The following is a 19,400-nucleotide window of genomic DNA, read 5'->3' as shown; positions in this document are numbered from 1 at the left end:
CCGCTCTGAGCGGCATAATGGTTTCCTGTACGAATTAGTTTGCAGCTTCTTCTTTTTCTTCTGCAACTATAGTTACGTACTTACGATTTTTGTCACCCTTAACAACAAATTGAACCAAACCTTCAACTAGGGCAAACAAGGTATGATCACGACCACAACCTACGCCAGGTCCTGGATGGAAACGTGTACCACGTTGTCTTACAATTATTTCACCCGCATTAACAAATTGACCGCCATAACGCTTAACACCAAGATACTTGGGATTCGAGTCGCGGCCGTTACGAGTACTACCACCTGCTTTCTTATGAGCCATTTCTATCCTCTCTTACTTGCTTATCGCAGTAATTTTAACTTGCGAATAATATTGTCTGTGCCCCATTTGCTTTCTGTGGTGCTTACGACGACGAAACTTGATAATTTTAACTTTCTTGTGACGACCATGATCAAGCACTTCAGCTTTCACTATTGCCTTGGCAACTAATGGTGTACCACAAACGATTTTATCACCATCAGCTAACATTAACACTTCTTCAAATTGTATTTCATTGCCAACATCTTCAGGCAGTAATTCAATTTTTAACACATCACCTTCCTTCACGGTGTATTGCTTACCGCCAGTTTTGATTACCGCATACATAATATTTCTCCAATTCGCCTGATTGGCTATCACAAATTCAATAAAGTCGCATATTCTATGAAATTATGACTATGACTTCAAGTTCATTTTAAAATATTGTATACTTCGCCACCCTTTCCGGATATTTTAATTCATTATCCGGTGTTTAATCTGGTCGCGGATTAAATTTTAAAGGAACCGTATCGATTCATCACATCTAATCTTGGCAAAAGCCATATTTGAATGAATGTGCTGAATAGTTACCAAAAACTTATAAAAATTTTTGGAGTATATAATGTCAAACATCCTTTTAGAAGCACAAGCAAGAACGGATATGGGGAAAGGTGCGAGCCGCCGCCTACGTCGTCTTGAAAATAAAGTACCTGCTGTAATTTACGGTGGGGATAAAAAGCCAATGTCAATTCATTTTCAACATAACAAAGTAGTTAAAGCACTAGAAACAGAAAGTATCTATTCAAGTGTTTTTGATATTACAGTTGATGGTAAAGTTGAACATGTTATTTTAAAAGCGTTACAACGTCATCCCTACAAACCTGTTGTAATGCATATGGATTTACAACGCGTTTCTAAAACTGACATTCTGATTAAATTAGTACCCATCCACTTTATCAATGAAGAGAAAGCTCCAGGTATTAAAGCAGGTGGTATCATTAACCACACCATGACTCAAGTAGAAGTTCGTTGCCAAGCAAAAGATCTTCCTGAGTTTATTTCAGTAGATATGTCAGAAGTTAAAATGGACGATGTTGTTCATTTATCTCATTTAAAATTACCTAAAGGGGTACAACTGACTGTTGATGTTACTGATGGAAGTCATGACGCACCTGTTGTTAGCATTCATATGCCCAGAGGAAACGTAACAGAAGAGGAAGAAGCTGAAGCAACCGAAGTTCCAGCCTCTGCTGTACCCACTGTTAACGCTGAGAAAAATGAAGAGTAATCTTCAAGTTTGATTGAAAAATGTAAAACGTAGCCTGGGTAATGCGACAGCAGAGCCCGGGAAATTTGTGTAAACTTAACCCGGGTACAGCAGTACTTTACCCAGGCTACATAAGCTCCAAAATTACGACCCCTATCAAAGAGCTATATCATGGCTATAAAACTTATCATTGGTTTGCGTAACCCCGGTTCAGCCTATGAACATACGCGTCATAATGCCGGTGGATGGTTAGTCTCTGCCTTAGCTCAGCGACATAGTGTCTTTTTCAAATTGGAAAAAAAAATGCAAGCCGAACTGGCTGATTTGGAATTAAATCAGCATGCAGGTAAATTGGTTTTGCCCATATCTTTTATGAATCACAGCGGTCAGCCTACCCGACTCATTAGTCAATTTTATAGAATTCAACCTGAAGAAATACTGGTTATACATGATGAATTGGATTTACCTCCAGGACGAATTAAACTTAAAACAGGTGGCGGTCATGGCGGTCATAATGGCTTAAGAGATATAATTGCCCAACTAGGTAGCCCAGAATTTCATCGCTTACGAATTGGAATCGGTCATCCTGGTCATAGAGATTTAGTTCATCAATTTGTGCTCGGTAAACCCTCAGCACAAGACAGACAATTAATTTATGATGCAATTGATAGAGGCATCGCGGTAATGCCTTTAGTCTTATCTGGTGATTTAGCTAGAGCAATGAATCAATTGAACGTTTAGATCCTGTTTCTCTGCAAGTTATTAATCCCAATCGATTTGAATAAGTTGGCAGAGTAGCAGTTAGTTTAGTTTAAGGTGCGTTCGGTATAAAAGATAATTTATTCTTTTCTATCGAACTAAATTATTTAGAATGGATCCCATATTAAGTGCGTCACATTTTTTTATGGGATAACGTTCGTTTAACGACATAAAAAGAAGAACATTATTTTTTACTTTTTATGCCGAAATTCACGTTAGTTTTAACATTTAGAGGTATTACTCATGGGATTTAAATGCGGCATAGTGGGCTTGCCCAATGTTGGTAAATCAACTCTGTTCAATGCGCTCACCAAAGCAGGTATTGAAGCAGCAAACTATCCTTTCTGCACTATTGAACCCAATGTAGGCATAGTTACTGTTCCCGATCCCCGTCTTGATGCTTTGAGCGAAATAGTAAAACCACAGCAAGTGCTCCCAGCCACCATGCAATTTGTTGATATCGCAGGGATTGTAAAAGGAGCATCCAAGGGCGAAGGTTTAGGGAATCAGTTTTTGGCTAATATTCGCGAAACCGATGCCATTGCTCATGTAGTCCGTTGCTTTGAAAATACTGATGTAGTGCATGTAGAAGGTCATGTAAATCCACTAAGTGATATCGAAGTAATTAATACAGAACTGGCCTTAGCAGACATGGAAACTCTTGAAAAAGCCATTCTCAAAGCTGGAAAAAATAGTCGTAGCGGTAATAAAGAAGCAATTTTTGAAATGAAAACCTTGGAAAAAATCAAGGCTCACCTTGATGAAGGGTTTCCTGTCCGTACTCTTGAATTAAGTACTGAAGAAGAACCTCTTGTACGCCGCCTGTTTCTACTCACCGCCAAACCAGTGCTCTATATTGCGAATGTCGATGACAATGGTTATGAAAATAATCCATTATTGGACAAAGTTCGTGACTTAGCCTTACAAGAAAAAGCCAGTATTGTTGCTCTATGTGCAGCAACAGAAGCGGAATTAGTCGAGTTGGATGAAGCGGATCGCCAAGAATTCATGGAAGATTTAGGATTAAATGAACCTGGATTACATCGAGTAATTCGTGCAGGTTATGAATTGTTAGGATTACAAACCTATTTCACAGCAGGAGTAAAAGAAGTAAGAGCCTGGACCATTCCTAAAGGAGCTACCGCACCGCAAGCAGCAGGTGTTATCCACACTGATTTTGAAAAAGGATTCATCCGCGCAGAAGTCATAGCATACGATGCATTTATCGCATGTAAAGGCGAACAAGGTGCTAAAGAAGCCGGAAAGTTACGTCTAGAGGGCAAAGATTATATCGTTTGTGACGGGGACGTAATGCATTTCCGATTTAATGTATAAGTTCAAGTTAAACCCCGAGTTTTACTTGACAATTTGTATGTGCAAACCTTAGCATTTGTTGATTGAATCGTAGAGGACAAACAATGGCGATTGACAGTATACGCGCGCTAATTAGTGACGATTTTAATGCAGTTAATACCTTAATTGTTAATAAAATTGAATCGCAAATTGGCTTAATTGATGATATGTCCCACCATATAATACAAAGTGGCGGCAAAAGACTACGGCCATTGTTGGTTCTTTTAGCAAGTAATGCATGTGGTTACCAAGGTAAAGAGCACATTACGCTGGCTGCGATGGTTGAATTTTTCCACACAGCCACTTTACTTCATGATGACGTCATTGACGAATCTACATTGAGAAGAGGACGTCAAACAGCAAACGATATCTGGGGCAGCAAAGCAAGTATTCTGGTTGGTGATTATCTCTTTACCCAATCGATTGAACTTATTGTTGATTCCGGTAATACAGAAGTACTCAAACTCTTTGCTAAAACGGCACTCGAGATCAGCTGTGGGGAAGTAAAACAACTATCCAATCGGCATAATCCTGCATTAACCTTTGAAGAATATTTTGATGTAATTCGTGCAAAGACGGCTCTTTTATTTGCAGCTGCTGCCTGTATCGGCCCCATGATCAGCAACGCGTCTAAAGAACTACAAGACAGCCTCTATGCTTATGGCCTGCATCTAGGAAATGCCTTCCAACTTATAGATGATGCTCTAGATTATTGTTCTGATGCCAAAACTATAGGCAAAAACATAGGAGATGACTTAGCTGATGGGAAAGCTACGTTACCTTTAATTCACGCATTGCAACATGGAACTGAACTGCAGAAACAGCAAATCATGAGCAGTCTGAAACAAGGAAGCCTGGATTTCTTACCTGAAATTCTTATCGCCCTGGAAGAAACAAAAGCAATAGAATATACCAAAAACATAGCAGCACAAGAAATCGACAAAGCATTATCCTCTTTAGTGACATTACCCGATTCAAAATATAAAGAAGCGCTTATCAATTTGGCACATTTTGCTTTGCAAAGAAGCTATTAATTTGTTCAGTATAAAGTAGTCTGCGCAAAACCTGGGATGTCAAAGCCAGAAATTTATCAATACCAGGCTACTTATTACTCAGTACGGAGTGTAGCTCAGCCTGGTAGAGCACTGCCTTCGGGAGGCAGGGGTCGCAGGTTCAATTCCTGTCACTCCGACCATATAAATATGAGTTATTAAGTCACCAAAGAAAAAAACCGCTCTATCGCCTGATCCATTATCTTAAGGATTAACGAGCTCATCTAAGTCGCTAACTAGGGATTTACTGGCGTAAGTTTTTCTAAAATTGTCTTATAAGCTGACCCCTTCATCACTAGATATAAAATGCTTTTCTGCAATATCCCACTCACTTTTTGATACATCAAACACAAGTATGTATTTCATACCAAGTTGTGTCTAAATTCTAGACTACTGTATTGTTCGATGAGCAAAAGTAGCACTTAAGAAGCAACGTAGATTACGGAGACACACATGCTGTACAATAACAACCCATCATGATAATATTTTCCACTTTAAAAACCGTAACAATTCCTGAACGATGACTAAATGAAAACAACTAGAATGTTAAGAGCCGACGCTATAAATCCTTTTGATAATTTGCCGAATGAAGCACTGCAATATTTGCTCCGCTTTACCAATCATCGCGGCATGTTAGTGTGCAAACGCTTCCTGGAAGCAGATAGAGAAGTAACCAAAAATGAAGCGCAAAAGTTTTTCACCGACTACCTAAGAACAAAAACTATAAACTTTGACTCAGTACACCCTCTAAAGATAATCTATCTTATAAATGTATTTGCGCTTGATGAATTGCCTAAAATATCAGATCCAAACGAAAAAACAGCCACTATTGGTATCTTATTATTACAATTATATGAAGTGCTGTATTTCTATACCAATCATAACCAGATAGAATTTACACTTCTACGCGAACCCGACGTACTAGCGAGTTCAGCATGGGCAGTTTCTTATTTAGTTACTTCTAATGATGAGAGTGATTCACTAAGAACCTCTATTTCAGAACAAGATATTAATAAGATCAAAGACGATGTAAGTGATATGCTGGCTTTTCTAACCAACACAAACCCAGAACAAAACATCAACACACGTTATTTTAATGAAATTGTTACAGGGATGATGCAAGATTTCAAAGCAGGCATGAAGTATGCCTTAGATAATACATCTGGCTGTAATTGGCGTTTTTTTAGCTTTACCGCTGAAAGCAAACCGCAGATGATTTTACGCTTAATCAATCAATGTGCCTCTTTGCTTGAAAACCAGCCACCCACACCTCAAACAAGTTGCATCCTGTTTTAATTTAGGCTTTTAAATTTAATCAGTATCTGGGCTTGCTGTGTTTATCATTGATTCCATGCTTTTTATTTGATTTTAGGGCGCGACCTGCCACTCAGCGAGTTCTACCCCTATTTTCAGAGCATTGTTTCAGGGTAATCTTTCTTAATTCATCGACTGGACTCATCATAACTTAATTATTCTTGCAATTTCTGAATTAACTCTTTCCTTTCTTTTAACGATGTTCATAACAAAAGAAACCATTTAACGTAGAGCTAATGACAAGGCTAAAGGCTACGGACGGGTTTAATGGCTTGGTTAGTTGACTATCCAGATAAGTTCTGGCAGATCAAGTCTGCATACTGATGCATACCGCGCTTCCAGAGCTCCTCAACGAATATCGGCCTCGGCAGAATGTTGCTCATGTAAGGCTGTGGACCTATCGACATTCCCGCCTGGACCAATATCTTGGTTTCGAAAGGATGGTTTATTTGAAGCCCATTAATTAGAGGTCATGCCCTTCATTACATTAAAGCCGTTCTATTCTCCATGCCCTGTATTTTTGATCTTTAATTAACTTAAGGTTGCAATTGGAAGAATGGCTTCAAATGTAACAATTTTGTTACAAAACAAACTCCCTATGTCATAGTCACGTTACATTCAGCACCTATCATTTCTTGTGAATTACTTGATAGGAAAAAAATGAACTTAAAAAAATACTTAGTAATTGGAGCCTTAGTAAGCTCTTTGGGCGGGGTTTCTGTTGCAAACGCACATATGCCTCCTGGACATGGATGCCAGAATTCTTCTCCTAAAATCTCAAAATTAGTTCCAGAGGAACACCGTGCTGAATTTAAAGCGATGCTCAAAGACATGCACGCTCAAATGCAGTCATTAATGAAGGAGAAACACGCGTTACATATGCAGTTAATGGGTTTAGTAGCTACACCCGGAGCTCATTGGGAAGACATTTCTTCAGTTATGGATAAATTAATCGCAAATAATGCTGCTACGACCAAATTACTAACAAAAAATCAATTCGAAATGTTTCATAAGTTTGGCGTGCTACTTCCACCACCTCCAGGTGCTGCGGCCCTATAATCTCAATCGCTATCTCCAAGGTTTATTTGGAGATGGACATGAAATACCATACTGATTATTATGACTTCCATTAGTAAAAAACCAAGACCGTTAGTTTGTTACATAATCAATAATCGTATACTTTAGTTACTCTGAATAGGTACATGAATATGAGTGATACCATCAACTTAGCGAAAATGAGACAACAAAAAAAACTAAACCAATTCAAACGAGAAAACAAAAGCACATTGGTTAGTGCTAAAATTTCTAAAATTCCTGGGCAAACCTATTCTGGTAACATCGATATTTATTTTAAAAAGGAAATCAAAATTTCGTCTACCGAGGCGGTCCATATCATAGAAAAGAATGGTTCATTTAAATCGCTTATCTGCCATGTCAAGCATCCCTCTTTAGAACAATTGAAACGATTTGGTTTCATCCCAGCTGGAACGCCTATTTCTCAAGCCATCAAACAATTAGGTGGATACCGCCAAATCATTCTTAAACGAGCCTATGAAAATCATAGGCTTACATCGCTTCATACAGAAAAAGTGTCCTTACTGGATTTTTCTCAAGACCTATTGATGGCTTTAGAGCCCTTAGAGTGTGTAACTAATACGCTAAATGAACATCTATATGAACATCAAAAAATAGCCATTCAGTCTACAATTAAAAACCTCCTAATAAAATTATCTCAATATAAAGCCAAGCATCGGAATACATTGCATCCGTTATGTGCATTCGATACAAATGCACTTAATAAAATGGACCAGCTCTATGAGGCGCTATGTACACGATTAGAAGCGTTATCCGTAACCATTGATAATGCATCTTTTGAAGAACTTAAAGTGCTCTTAAGACCAACGGGCTCAGAATCCATTCTTACTCATGTAAAAGATATGGGTATGGCAATTATTGTAAAAACGCAAGAACTGAATCAAAACCTTACCTACAGCCGCAAAGCAAAATCCTTTTTCAGAGGTGACTTAAATAATGCCTGCGAAGAGGCACTCAAAGCAATTCAGAATTATGAAGTGGATCCACACAATCCTATTTTGCTCGAGCACCAGGGAAACTTTAATGATACTGGCAGTACACTTGCTGTTGATTTCTCCGGACTTGATGAAGAAAAAATAAAACCTCTCATTTATGCAATTAATGAACTATCAAATCACGGTATTCAAAAACGAGAGGAACGCTATGTATTAGGGAAAATAGAGCTAAGCCCTTCTAATCTCTCTAATAAAGCAACATGGAACAATTTTTCTTTATCTAATGTATTTAAAGATATTTTCCGCGGGACTTTAGTTGTACTCAAGCAAGCTATCTTTGGAGTAGCATCTTTCCTTATAAATTTAATTATAGATTTACCTATCTCTTTCCTTACTGCCCTTTTCTCTTTTGACCTTCTAAAAATTGCTTCATTAAGTACATTACTTTTTCCTCAAAAGAACCAAAATAGTACAATACCATTAGTTAAAGAACTTCTCGAGTCTTGTTCATTTAAGCAAACCAGTTTTGGGTCGAATAGTGGACGAAAACTCGCTTTATTAGCGGTTAATTTATTAAAAGATGTAGGTAATACATTCTTAGGTATACTTTACCGTTTAGGTTTTGGTTTTTATGACCTTTTTTTAGATGCAAAAATACAGTTCAAAAAAAGCAATCGAACGACTCAATGCCAAGCAATTTTATCGGATATTAGCGATTCTCTTACAGCAATAAAGCAAGAAAACATAAAACAACTTGATTCTTTGATAACACAAGAAAAGAGCATCATAAAAGCTCAAAAAAACTGCTCTCAAAATACTAGGCCTATAGTAATAACAAGTCCTGACGTCGCCTGTGCCCCCTACCATCTTAGCTCGGGAGAATGGCATGACCTAGTAAATGTAATCTTTGATAAAGTAAAAACAGTCTTGGATGAGGGAGTTACTTTTGCTCTCGCAAAAGATCCCATTAAAACAAATCTAATTTTGGTATTACAGCTTGGAGCCGTGCTTTCCATCCTCGCTCCAACAGCAATGCCACTGGTAACCCAAATATACACCCAAATATTTTCCCTTTTACAAAATACAGTAATTACTATTATTCCTCAGCCTGTTTTAAATACATCAACCCTGATAATGAATAATGATATGGTTAAATACCTTCAAGTCACTCAAATGCTTGAAAATATAATCGGTATTAATCAACCTTTAGGCACTGATTTGCCTATAAAAAAAATTGACTCTTTTAAGTCTCATCTACCAGAGCAAAACCTAAGGCAAAATAAGACACCTCAGCTATTTTTACAAGTAAAGGCGCTTCAACTTCTCTTAACAAGACAAGATGTACTTCAATCTTTATCATATCGAGAAAAACGTTTGCTCATGATGGCGATTGAAGAATTATTTAATGACATCAAAGATAAAGAAAATTTTATAAAAGGATTATCCTGCTTACTCTATCCCCCTACAAAAAAGACTTCTTTAAATCAAACGTTAACCATTATCTTCGATTACATTCCATTAGTGGCACGCTGTCTTTTGAGTCCTATAACGTTTTCTTCTCGACCTTGGGATGAATTGAAAAATAAAATAATTAAAGATTTAACCCGTATCGGACATGCGATAAGTAGATTATCTAATGCTGTATTTAGCATGGCAGTACGGATTTTTATAAGAGCTCCGGGAGACATTCTTGTTAATGAAATTGCAGCAAGAGTAGAAGGAGCAATCCATGATAATAAACACAGTATCTCTCAAATTTCTTATCAATTAAGCCAATGTTGTAATCAATCAATGGAACAAATCCGACAGAAATCTTCAACTAGTATCGACATCATGCGACGCATGTCTAGTGCACCATCTCCACAAGAAGCGCTCAAAAATGTGACTGCATACTTATATGCTGGTGGGCTTTTTGCATCTGAAAATAATATTAATTCCGAACAAAACACTCTAAGCAGTAACCCTTCTGCAAACGTTCGACTAAATACAGTTGTATAGAAACGTTTTAAGGGTAATGTTTTCTATCAATAGAATGTACTCAAAATAAAGCTTTGATCGACCTTATCTTTGAAGGATAAAATAGTACAACTTTGATTTAAGGTAGTACTCAGAGAATGAAAAAGATTTTACTTGTTTTGTTTTTATCATTGTCTAGTGGCACCATTTTAGCACAAGATGACTTGCCGCAATTATTTTTGTTTTTAGGAGGAAACGAGGCAAGTTCATCTGAACACATACTAAAAAATAATTGCATAAATGGAGTACAAATAATTTATTCTTGGAAACAATTAGAACCTAAAAAAGGTTTTTATGATTTTTCCAAAATTGAAAAGGATTTAAAGTTTCTTAATAAAGAACATAAAAAACTTTTTATCCAAATACAAGACCGATCCTTTACTCCAGACGTATTTAACGTTCCTGACTATATCCGCGAAGAAAGTGTGTATCATGGTGGAGTAGAAATGCAGTATGATTTTCCAGGTGAAGGAAAACCCATTACTACAGGGTGGGTTGCACGCACATGGGATCCTGCCGTAAGAAATCGTTTTCAATTATTAATACGAAAATTAGCATCTCAATTTGATGGAAGAGTTTACGGTATCAACTTACCAGAAACATCAGCTGATTTTGACCCAAACCATATGCCAAAGGACTTCACATCTGATAAATATTTTTACTCAGTAATTAATAATATTCGTTACTTAAAAAAATCCTTTAAAAAAAGCAGGGTTATCCAATATGTCAATTTTTTTCCAGGAGAATGGAATGATGATCATCTTTATATGAGTAGGTTATTTACTTTCGCAATGAAGTATCACATCGGTTTAGGTGGTCCAGATGTTGTACCTTATAAAGATTCGCAGATGAAGAATAGCTATCCTTTTTTTCATAAATATAATGGTAAAGTATTAACGGCTATAGCAATTCAAGAGCCTGATTATACTTATAAAAACCCACAAACAGGTGATTTTTATAATTTTTATGATTTCTATTCTTTTTCAAAAGAATACTTAGGTGCATCAATTCTTTTTTGGAACATTGAAGAGCCGTTTTTGTCTAATCAACTTTCACCTAACTTAAATGTTAATTATTTTATGTGCAATTAACAAAATGCTTAGAGTTCCTTTTCGGTACATTTGCTCGTCACCCCCAAATACAAACCGAACTCATCAATTTCACTAGAGAAATTCTGATTTATGAGAACTTAATTACTCAGTTCAATTTACACCATCAATAGGGCTCAAATGAACAACAATTTATTGAAACTGTTTATTAAACTGAGAAAACACATTAAAGTTCAAAATTAGAACACATTTTAAGCGTTCACAAAACGGTGGTTATTTTAGACTTAATCCGAACTTTTTTAGGAAACTCGGATTTTTGAAAATTAATTCTTGGAGAATTACTTCTTATTTAACCATTTAACAAAATCATCTGCACATTCGGGAACATTAACCTAAGAAATTTCTATGTTACTATGGAGTACGTCATCCTTTAATAATCTGAATAGATATGGAAGATTCAATAATTAATAAAATTATTCAACAAGAAAAAAAACTGTTAGATAAGACTGACACCTTATCAACCTTGATTGATCTGATTGATGATGAGTTTATTGAAATTGGAAGTAGTGCAAATGAGTATAATAAGACAGCGGTCGTGGACTGGCTTAAGAGCAATGATCAATCTAAACGCTCAGGTTCTTCATTCAAAACTCATCAAATTTCTGATGACCTGATTTTACTCACCTATATTAGTGCCATTAAAGATACACCAAATTCTGAAATTAAATACGCTGCCAGATCATCTATTTGGCGCTTAAGAGATAACCAATGGCGTATGATTTTTCATCAAGGAACGCCAATGAAATAATCTTATCCATCACAAGCTTTAAACTTTTTTAGCGCGAACACTCAAACGGTTAGTGTTGAGATAAAGAGCTATAATGAACAGCTTGTGCCAGATAAGGCTAGACTTTCAGCAAACATGCGTGACTAATGACAGCATTTCAATAGGCTATAACTCCATGAGTAACGATATTGACACCCTATTGCAAATGGTGCTCTCTATTTATCTGAATCAAATAGAAAAAACCATTTACGACTCGAGGTGTAAGAAAAATTTAAGCTGAGTATGCTATTGAAGTAGGGATGACAACAAATCAGGCTTAGCTATTCGCTTGCAAATTTGTCAATCTTAAATTAAAACTTTAGACCTTGGCTATAAGGAGGTAGAGATAATGTTAATGCTGTTTCAACAATTTATGTCAGTCGTTGATCCAGAACAACTTTATGAGTGGAAATATGAAGGGCTAAGCAATTTCTCTACTCTCTTTTTTTGGAAGGACAAAAAAGGTGAATATTTAGGATGTAATGATTCTTTTGCTCAGCGTGTAGGTTTTGATAAGAGTCAAAAGGTCCTTGGATGCACCGATTTTGATTTATGTTGGTCCGATTCTGCCCCTGATTTTCGCTTAAATGATTTACAGGTTATTAAATATGAAAAACCTAAAATAATTATCGAAACAGGTAAGTTACTTAATGGCGATCTAGGTAAAGCGATTAGTTATAAATTACCCTTGCGCTCAGCATCAACCCGTGAAGTTACAGGGATTATTGGCATCGCCATTGAGTTTAATCAAATGGAAATTCCCACGGATTCATTGACTAATTCCATTCCTATTTCCCAGCTTACAAAGCGTCAGAAAGAATGTCTTTTTTATTTATCGAAGGGACTATCTATCAAACAAATCGCTCGGGTTTTACAGCTTTCTCCGCGTACTGTTGAACATTATCTTGAAGCTGTTCGCGAAAAATTAGATTGTCATTCACTTGCTCAGCTGAAAGAAAAAATCTTTGAATCCTCAATTAAAATAGGGGAATAATTCCCCTAATTGCTCCCAGCTTATTTCTTGTATTTTTTCTCCCATACCAAATCTCAGAGAGAAAAAATAAATGCGAAGCAAATTTGAGGATTTTATCTCCATTCCACGTCTTGATTTATTCGAATTTGGCGATTTAGCGATTCCTGGTATTTTTCATGATCTTATGCGAGATTATTTAGGTTTTATTGCCAGAATGGGTATTTATAATCCCAGTTTTCCTGTCATTAAGGACGTAATAGAGACCCATCATTGCGAAAAAATCGTCGACCTCTGCACAGGAAGCGGGGTGCCGGCGATCTTGCTGAGGGAGTATCTAGAAGAGCAAGGTTATCCTATTCCTCTAGATTTAACGGATAAATTTCCTCATCAAGCGAATGCTCAAAGGGTTAATAAGAACTTAGCTGAGGTAAAATATTTAACTAAATCCATTGATGCAACGGAGCTTCCGCAGGACTTAAAGGGGTTAAGAACTCTATTTGCATCTTTACATCATTTCAAACCGCAACAAGTACAGGCAATTCTCCAAAATGCTTTGGATAATAATCAGCCGATCGCAGCTCTGGAGTTTACCGAGCGAACTTGGTTTAGGGTATTTTGTATGCTCCCAGGTACCTTACATCTATTGGCAGTGACTCCCTTTATTAAACCTTTTTCTTTAACTCGATTATTTTGGACCTACGTCATTCCTGTGGTACCAATTATTTATTTTTGGGACGGTTTGGTCTCCAATTTACGTACCTATTCCGAGAAGGATTTAAGAAAAATTATTTTTAAATTAAAAGATAATAACTTTGATTGGGAAATCAAAACGGTACCAAGCCCATTAATGGCAATCAACCTGAGTTATTTAATTGGCCAGCCTCATGGACAACAGTCTACAAAATCAAGTCTTGTTAGGCAGGAGCAGATCGCCACTAAATCTATTAAAAAAACGAGCGCATCTACTTGTATTGTCCTAGGAATGTTCACTGGCTTCTTTGCTTTTCTAATGAGTCGCAAGGTAAACCTCAGCTTGGCTATCTGCCTATTGACTGCTCTTCTTTGTCATGAAGCCTCCAATAGAATGGCAACAAGCATGCAGCAATATGGGCGCTTTTTTCAATTATTTTCCTCGGATAGTAAAAAGCCCGAGGCCAAGGAAATTGAACTGACGAATTCACTCTGACAAGCCTGGGTAGCGATAGCATAACTCAAGATTCTTCCTCAACTTTCGCTTAATATGCGAACACTGCTATCTATGAGACTACAAAATTAATTTTTCAAATGTTGAACTTCTTCGCGTCAGTTTTCTGCTTAAAGTCTACTTGTTGCAATAATCAGCCTTAAAGGTCATTAGTTCAATTACTTTTTAGGCTCTTCTCTCAATTTAACTTCTTGTATTGGATTGGAGCTTATTTGCTCTTGTGAATGATGAAAAAAACCTTTTTGACTTTGAGATACAGTAGTTAGAACAACAGCAGCTGAATCTTTTGACTTTTCTTGCTCAGAAATAACTGGAGTTTCATTTTTTTGTTCTTGAAATTTAATAAGCATTTCAGCTATAGACGTAAATCCTTTGGAGTTTGCATAATTTACTGGAGATTTCTTATTATTATCAATAACATCTATTTTAGCTCCTCTCCTTACCAGCAATTCTGCGACCTCTTCTTTTCCAAGGGATGCGGCTACATGCAAGGGAGTTCTATTATCTTTACTGCGAGTATTAGGATCAGCCCCCACGTCTAATAGGGATGTTACTGAAGCAAGAGAACCGAAGAAAACCGCATAATGTAATGGAGACATTCCTTTTCCTGACATATTAGGATCTGCCCCGAACTCAACCAGTGTTTTGAAAAAATCCAATTGATTTGATTTAATTGCATGTTGGAAAATGGTTAAGTTACTTTTATCTTCAAAATTCGGGTTCGCACCTTTTTTTAAAAGGGTTTCAAGCATTTCACGATTGCCTTTTTTTAATGCATATACTAAGGGTGGCCACCCGTTTTGATCGGGAGTATTAAGCCCTCGTCCTTCTTTAATTAGCGCATCGATTATTTCGTTAAAGAGTTGCATATCACCTGAATTTATCGCGTAATGTAAGGGAGTAAGTCCTTGTTTGTCTTGCATATCAGGATTAGCATGTCGCTTCAAAAGAAAACCGACAATTTTATGTTTCTTCAATTGAATAGCATAATGCAAGGGGACCATCCCATCACCATCCATTACATTAGGATTAGCGCCATTTATTTTAGGTAAGAGGGCTCTGAGAAGATCAGGATGGCCGCTGTTGACTGCGAGATGAAGTGCGCTTTTTCCAGCATTATCTAATTTGTCCGGATCCGCTTTCTTTTGTAAAAGTGCTTTAATCATAGCTGGTCTTTCAGCTAAAACAGCCAAGTGGATTAAAGACATACCATTCTCATCAATATGATTTATGTCTCTTTTACTGGCTAAATCTTCATGAGCCTTTGCCAAAAGAATATTGTCTAATTGTTTTTTAACATCTGGGGAAACTTGTCGTATATTTTTTCTAAACTGGTCCATAATCATTTGTGGATTTTCATCTGAGCTTTGGTTTTTTTCTTGCAAGTAATTTTTTAATTGATGATATCCTTTGTCCACATGATCCCTAATTTTGCTATTGTCCTTGGGTAATTTTTCAAAACAGCGGTCTAGTTCTTTTAATGCTTCGAAAACCTGATGTATTTTTGCATTTAAGCTAACCATCTTTCGATAGTCATCACCATTTGTATTTCTGAGGTTATCGAGCTCTTTTTCTATGTTAGAAATGAGTTCATTCCGATTTTCTTGATGCTCACGAGGTTGTTTAAGATACTCCGTGACCCTTTTCAATAAGATTTCTCTAATTTCAAGATATGGTCTATGGCTATTACCATACATTTTTGTAAGAGGGAAACCAGATAATCTGGCTAAACTCGTATTGGTTTTATCAAATTGAAATCTCCATTTATCCAAATTATTACTGGGTATTGAATGTAATCCCTTTGTAATGGAATCAATTATTAAGGATGCATTATTATGATGAAATGTAGCAATTCTGTGAATATCATCCAAATTTTCACGTATTATCTGTTGTACAGAATCCCATCTTGATAAATAACTATCAAGTGCGACTCTGGGTTGATCTAACTTAGTAGGTGATGCATATAACATCCATGATTCGTAATCCCTACCAACAGGTGCTTTAAAATTATCTTCCAGTGGAAAGGTAACGTGAGTTATTTTGTCAGCAAGTCCGACGCTTGTATCTAAAGTATATCCGCCTTCAATTGCGAGTAAGAATAAGGAGAAAGCATCTTTAAAGGCCACTCTATCTACAATTCGATTGCGAGGTTCCGTTAAAAGCTCTCTTCTAACTTCCGCCATTTTATTTGCTATTTTAATAATATAAGGATCATCATTTTTTTGCATCCTGGCTATGTATTGATCTATTGATCTAACTTCTACGGTGCAATCCTTTTTTTTGAATAAATCCTGATAATGTTGAACATGTTCATCAAGACAATAATAGTAAATCTTATTCGCGCATTTTTTTGAGACCTCAATAACATCCGCAACATCAGATCCCAACTTATTTTCTCCTGAAGGATCAATTTTTGGGGGACCTATCCATAAATAGTTCACCTTCGGTAAGCTTTTACTATCCTCGTTCAAAGAGGTATCTTCATGTTTTTTTAACAAAATACGCTCCCATAATTTTTAATCGCACTTTAAATCGATTAAAAAAAACCAGATGATTAATTATAGGCTAGAAAGCTCATTGAATTATCAAATGAATATGAAAAATAGAGTTATAGCGGGTTAATAAATCTAATTGACTCGTTAATGACTACGTTTATTATTAATTAAACTGATAAATAAGACCGGATAAACTTTTTATAAAGAGGATAAGATAGTTATTTATACAATATCAGGAATTTAATTGGTAGGGCGTCGGGAATCGAACCCGATACTAGGAGTTATGGCAGATCCGTAAAAACAATGAAAGACTATGAAACACCATATAAAATCTAGGCTAAATGTAGATCGGCAATTGCAATTTTTTGTCTTTAGTTGTCATTAATTGTCGGTAAATAAACCCGCAAAAACCCCTTTGATATTCTAATAGAATGTTCAGCTATTCTTGTTATGCTAAGTCGAATGTCTAGTATTCGCAGTAATCAGACTTAATATAATTGTCTCGCCCTTCCCTTTACGAGCTCTCTTACAACAACCAATAGATTAACTAATTTAGTAATTGTTTTAGTAAAGTCTCTAACTCATTTTGGTTTAATCCATGATAAAGACCATTTTTAGTTTTTGATTCTGAAAACTTAGGTATACAATAGTTTCTATCTCTACTATTTTGTTCTTCATAATATTTAAAGAACTCATCTAATATTTCCTCGTCCCTTTTCATGAATCCTCTCTAAGCTATTATTATTCAAGCAAATATAACAGAGATCTTGTCTCCAATCAGAACGTTTAGTAATGATATAAAGGCTAGTTTTAGGATTAATCAGCAAGCAACACTATAGAATTCTTTAATTATCCGTGCCGCTGATAAAGCTGTAATATGATTATGATCTAGTTTTGGAATCAATTCACAAATATCCATACCGATATAACTGAAATGCTTCCTTAATTGATGAATTAAATAGATCACTTGATTTACACTAGGGCCTCCAGGATAAGGGCTTTCGACCGCTGGCGCACAAGAGGGGCTTAATCCATCAAGATCGATTGAAAAATAAAGATACTTAAGACCAGCGAATTGCGTGATAATTTTTTTGGTCATCGTTTTAAGATTAGCGTGCGCAAATTCACTACCTCTGATAATGCCTATATTTGGTTTGTATGTAGCTAAAGAAGCAGCTTCACTTTCAGTGAATTGTCTTATACCCATGAGCATCACCTGGCGCGGAGTTAATGAAGGCAACAAGAAGCCATGATGTAGAATGGAGCTATAGGATAGTTCATCTTGGGCTTCACAATCAGGATGGGCATCAAGATAAATAACGCCAAACTGACCTGGTAGAATTTCATCTAATGCCTTCAATGCAGCAAATTTGATAATATGATCCCCACCAAGGCAAATGGGCTTTTTATTATTTTTTATCAGCGTACCAAATTTTGAACAAACCAATTTGATTTCTTCAGAAAGAACAGGTTCCGGTATGGCCAAGTGACCTTCATCCCAAAGTTGGTTACCTGATTTAAAATTTTCTGGAAGTGAATATAATCTGTTATCAACCTCTCGGATAAAATCCGCAGAAAATACATTTCGATCCGATGTTGATGAAAATGTAGGTGCGGTTCCCGCGCACTTTGTATTTACGCTGAATAAAACCGAGTGCGCGTTTGCGTAATTTGGACTACTTGCGTATTTCAGCTTAGACATAATCTACTCCTGCTTTTGAACCTTTTCGACATAAAAAATATAAAGGTTACATTTGTTCTCTTTAAATATTGTAAAGGAGATATGATGATTCGTATAATTTATTATATTTTATCTTTGATGAATTATTTTGATATTACTTGACCCCCAATTAGTGGCTTTTGAAGCAATTGTTAGCAAAGGGACAGTTCATGCTGCTGCAGAATCACTTTCTTTAACGCAAACTGCAGTAACGCAACGTTTGCGTCTCTTGGAACAAAAAATGAAAACTACTCTTTTTATCCGCAGTCGCCGAGGCATGCTGTTAACTTCAGAGGGTGAGCAGTTGCACCGTTATTGCCAGAGAATCATTGAAATGGGAAGCGTGGTGCTTGCCAACATCCAGGGGGCTGGTATCTTATCTGATTTGCGGATAAAGATTGCTGGACCTTCCAGTATCATCCGCTCAAGAATTATTCCCCAATGCCAACCTATTTTAAAAAATTACGCCAAGTTGCATTGGTCATTTTTAATCGATGATGCTTTTGATCTTACCCCTGCTTTGAAATCTGGTACAGTGGATTTTGTTTTAATAAGGCCAGAACAAGTTACTCAAGAAATGGAAAGTAAGCCTTTATCCCCAGAGCATTATTTATTAGTTTGCTCTTCAAACTGGAAGCATCGCAAATTATCTGAAATTATTCGTAATGAAAAAATAATCGATTTTGATAGTTCGGATCAAATGACTTTTTCTTATCTAAAGAAATTTAGGTTATCCGATGGAATTCAGTCGGAACGACATTTTGTGAATAATACAGAAAGTATTGCTCAATTATTTATTGCCGAGTTTGGTTATGGAGTACTAACCAAAGAATTCGCAGAACCTTATATAAAAAATGGAACTTTACATATTCTGAATCAGGGAAAAGCGTACCTTAACCCAGTAACTCTGGCATGGTATAAACGGCTTGTTGACAGGGGTATAAAACCGCGGAAATATGGCGCAGGCTTAAATTGATCAAAGTACGCGCAAAGTACACACTTTGATCTGACATTTACCTTAAAGCTAAAATGGGGGCTCCTCTCTAAAGATAT

At 36.4% G+C, this 19,400-nt stretch carries 16 protein-coding genes and 1 tRNA gene; 13 read left to right on the top strand and 4 right to left on the bottom strand.

Translation table 11 applies throughout. The annotated features are described in order from the left end of the window. Nucleotides 1-34: 34 nt before the first annotated feature. Both rpmA and rplU read right to left on the bottom strand, forming a co-directional pair. Nucleotides 35-313 carry a 50S ribosomal protein L27 gene (gene rpmA, locus ACWTEW_RS23895; RefSeq protein ID WP_454783480.1) on the bottom strand — a complete coding sequence of 93 codons (279 nt, stop codon included), beginning with the start codon at nt 311-313 and terminating at the stop codon, nt 35-37. Nucleotides 314-325: 12 nt separating this feature from the next. Then, the gene (gene rplU / locus ACWTEW_RS23890; RefSeq protein ID WP_454783479.1) at nt 326-637 is read right to left on the bottom strand and encodes a 50S ribosomal protein L21; all 312 of its coding nucleotides are present in this window, start codon (nt 635-637) and stop codon (nt 326-328) included. A gap of 274 nt (nt 638-911) precedes the next feature. On the opposite strand from rplU, the gene ACWTEW_RS23885 reads away from it, so the two are divergent. From ACWTEW_RS23885 to ACWTEW_RS23830, 12 genes are all read left to right on the top strand, one after another. After that, on the top strand, nt 912-1,577 hold the full coding sequence (locus ACWTEW_RS23885) for a 50S ribosomal protein L25/general stress protein Ctc (protein WP_454783478.1): 666 nt from the start codon (nt 912-914) through the stop codon (nt 1,575-1,577). 150 nt (nt 1,578-1,727) lie between these two features. Then, entirely contained in the window at nt 1,728-2,297 is a 570-nt protein-coding gene (pth, locus tag ACWTEW_RS23880) for an aminoacyl-tRNA hydrolase (RefSeq protein WP_454783477.1), read from the top strand. 261 nt (nt 2,298-2,558) lie between these two features. Continuing rightward, nucleotides 2,559-3,650 carry a redox-regulated ATPase YchF gene (gene ychF, locus ACWTEW_RS23875; protein ID WP_454783476.1) on the top strand — a complete coding sequence of 364 codons (1,092 nt, stop codon included), beginning with the start codon at nt 2,559-2,561 and terminating at the stop codon, nt 3,648-3,650. 83 nt (nt 3,651-3,733) lie between these two features. Next, nucleotides 3,734-4,702, top strand: a complete 969-nt coding sequence (locus ACWTEW_RS23870; protein WP_454783475.1) for a polyprenyl synthetase family protein — start codon at nt 3,734-3,736, stop codon at nt 4,700-4,702. Nucleotides 4,703-4,786: 84 nt separating this feature from the next. Then, nucleotides 4,787-4,863 (top strand) — tRNA-Pro (locus ACWTEW_RS23865). A gap of 385 nt (nt 4,864-5,248) precedes the next feature. Then, entirely contained in the window at nt 5,249-6,016 is a 768-nt protein-coding gene (locus ACWTEW_RS23860; protein WP_454783474.1) for a hypothetical protein, read from the top strand. 678 nt (nt 6,017-6,694) lie between these two features. Further along, on the top strand, nt 6,695-7,093 hold the full coding sequence (locus ACWTEW_RS23855) for a hypothetical protein (RefSeq protein ID WP_454783473.1): 399 nt from the start codon (nt 6,695-6,697) through the stop codon (nt 7,091-7,093). Nucleotides 7,094-7,242: 149 nt separating this feature from the next. Beyond that, nucleotides 7,243-10,062 carry a hypothetical protein gene (locus tag ACWTEW_RS23850; RefSeq protein WP_454783472.1) on the top strand — a complete coding sequence of 940 codons (2,820 nt, stop codon included), beginning with the start codon at nt 7,243-7,245 and terminating at the stop codon, nt 10,060-10,062. A 116-nt stretch (nt 10,063-10,178) separates the two neighbouring features. Further along, the gene (locus ACWTEW_RS23845; protein WP_454783471.1) at nt 10,179-11,171 is read left to right on the top strand and encodes a hypothetical protein; all 993 of its coding nucleotides are present in this window, start codon (nt 10,179-10,181) and stop codon (nt 11,169-11,171) included. Nucleotides 11,172-11,577: 406 nt separating this feature from the next. Next, on the top strand, nt 11,578-11,937 hold the full coding sequence (locus tag ACWTEW_RS23840; protein ID WP_454783470.1) for a nuclear transport factor 2 family protein: 360 nt from the start codon (nt 11,578-11,580) through the stop codon (nt 11,935-11,937). Nucleotides 11,938-12,304: 367 nt separating this feature from the next. Further along, the gene (locus ACWTEW_RS23835; RefSeq protein WP_454783469.1) at nt 12,305-12,949 is read left to right on the top strand and encodes a helix-turn-helix transcriptional regulator; all 645 of its coding nucleotides are present in this window, start codon (nt 12,305-12,307) and stop codon (nt 12,947-12,949) included. Between the two features lie 70 nt (nt 12,950-13,019). Then, nucleotides 13,020-14,114 carry a hypothetical protein gene (locus ACWTEW_RS23830; RefSeq protein WP_454783468.1) on the top strand — a complete coding sequence of 365 codons (1,095 nt, stop codon included), beginning with the start codon at nt 13,020-13,022 and terminating at the stop codon, nt 14,112-14,114. Nucleotides 14,115-14,290: 176 nt separating this feature from the next. Here ACWTEW_RS23830 and ACWTEW_RS23825 read toward each other — a convergent pair whose 3' ends face one another. Both ACWTEW_RS23825 and ACWTEW_RS23820 read right to left on the bottom strand, forming a co-directional pair. Beyond that, nucleotides 14,291-16,630: an ankyrin repeat domain-containing protein gene (locus ACWTEW_RS23825; RefSeq protein ID WP_454783467.1), complete on the bottom strand. Its 2,340-nt coding sequence runs from the start codon at nt 16,628-16,630 to the stop codon at nt 14,291-14,293. Between the two features lie 817 nt (nt 16,631-17,447). Next, on the bottom strand, nt 17,448-18,329 hold the full coding sequence (locus ACWTEW_RS23820; protein ID WP_454783466.1) for an arginase family protein: 882 nt from the start codon (nt 18,327-18,329) through the stop codon (nt 17,448-17,450). A gap of 127 nt (nt 18,330-18,456) precedes the next feature. Between ACWTEW_RS23820 and ACWTEW_RS23815 the strand changes: the two genes are divergently transcribed. Continuing rightward, nucleotides 18,457-19,323 (top strand): LysR family transcriptional regulator, encoded by an 867-nt coding sequence (locus ACWTEW_RS23815; protein ID WP_454783465.1) that lies wholly within the window; start codon nt 18,457-18,459, stop codon nt 19,321-19,323. Nucleotides 19,324-19,400: the final 77 nt, after the last annotated feature.

It is taken from the genome of Legionella stuttgartensis (assembly GCF_977063405.2).
This window is presented reverse-complemented; position numbering and strand designations above follow the sequence as displayed.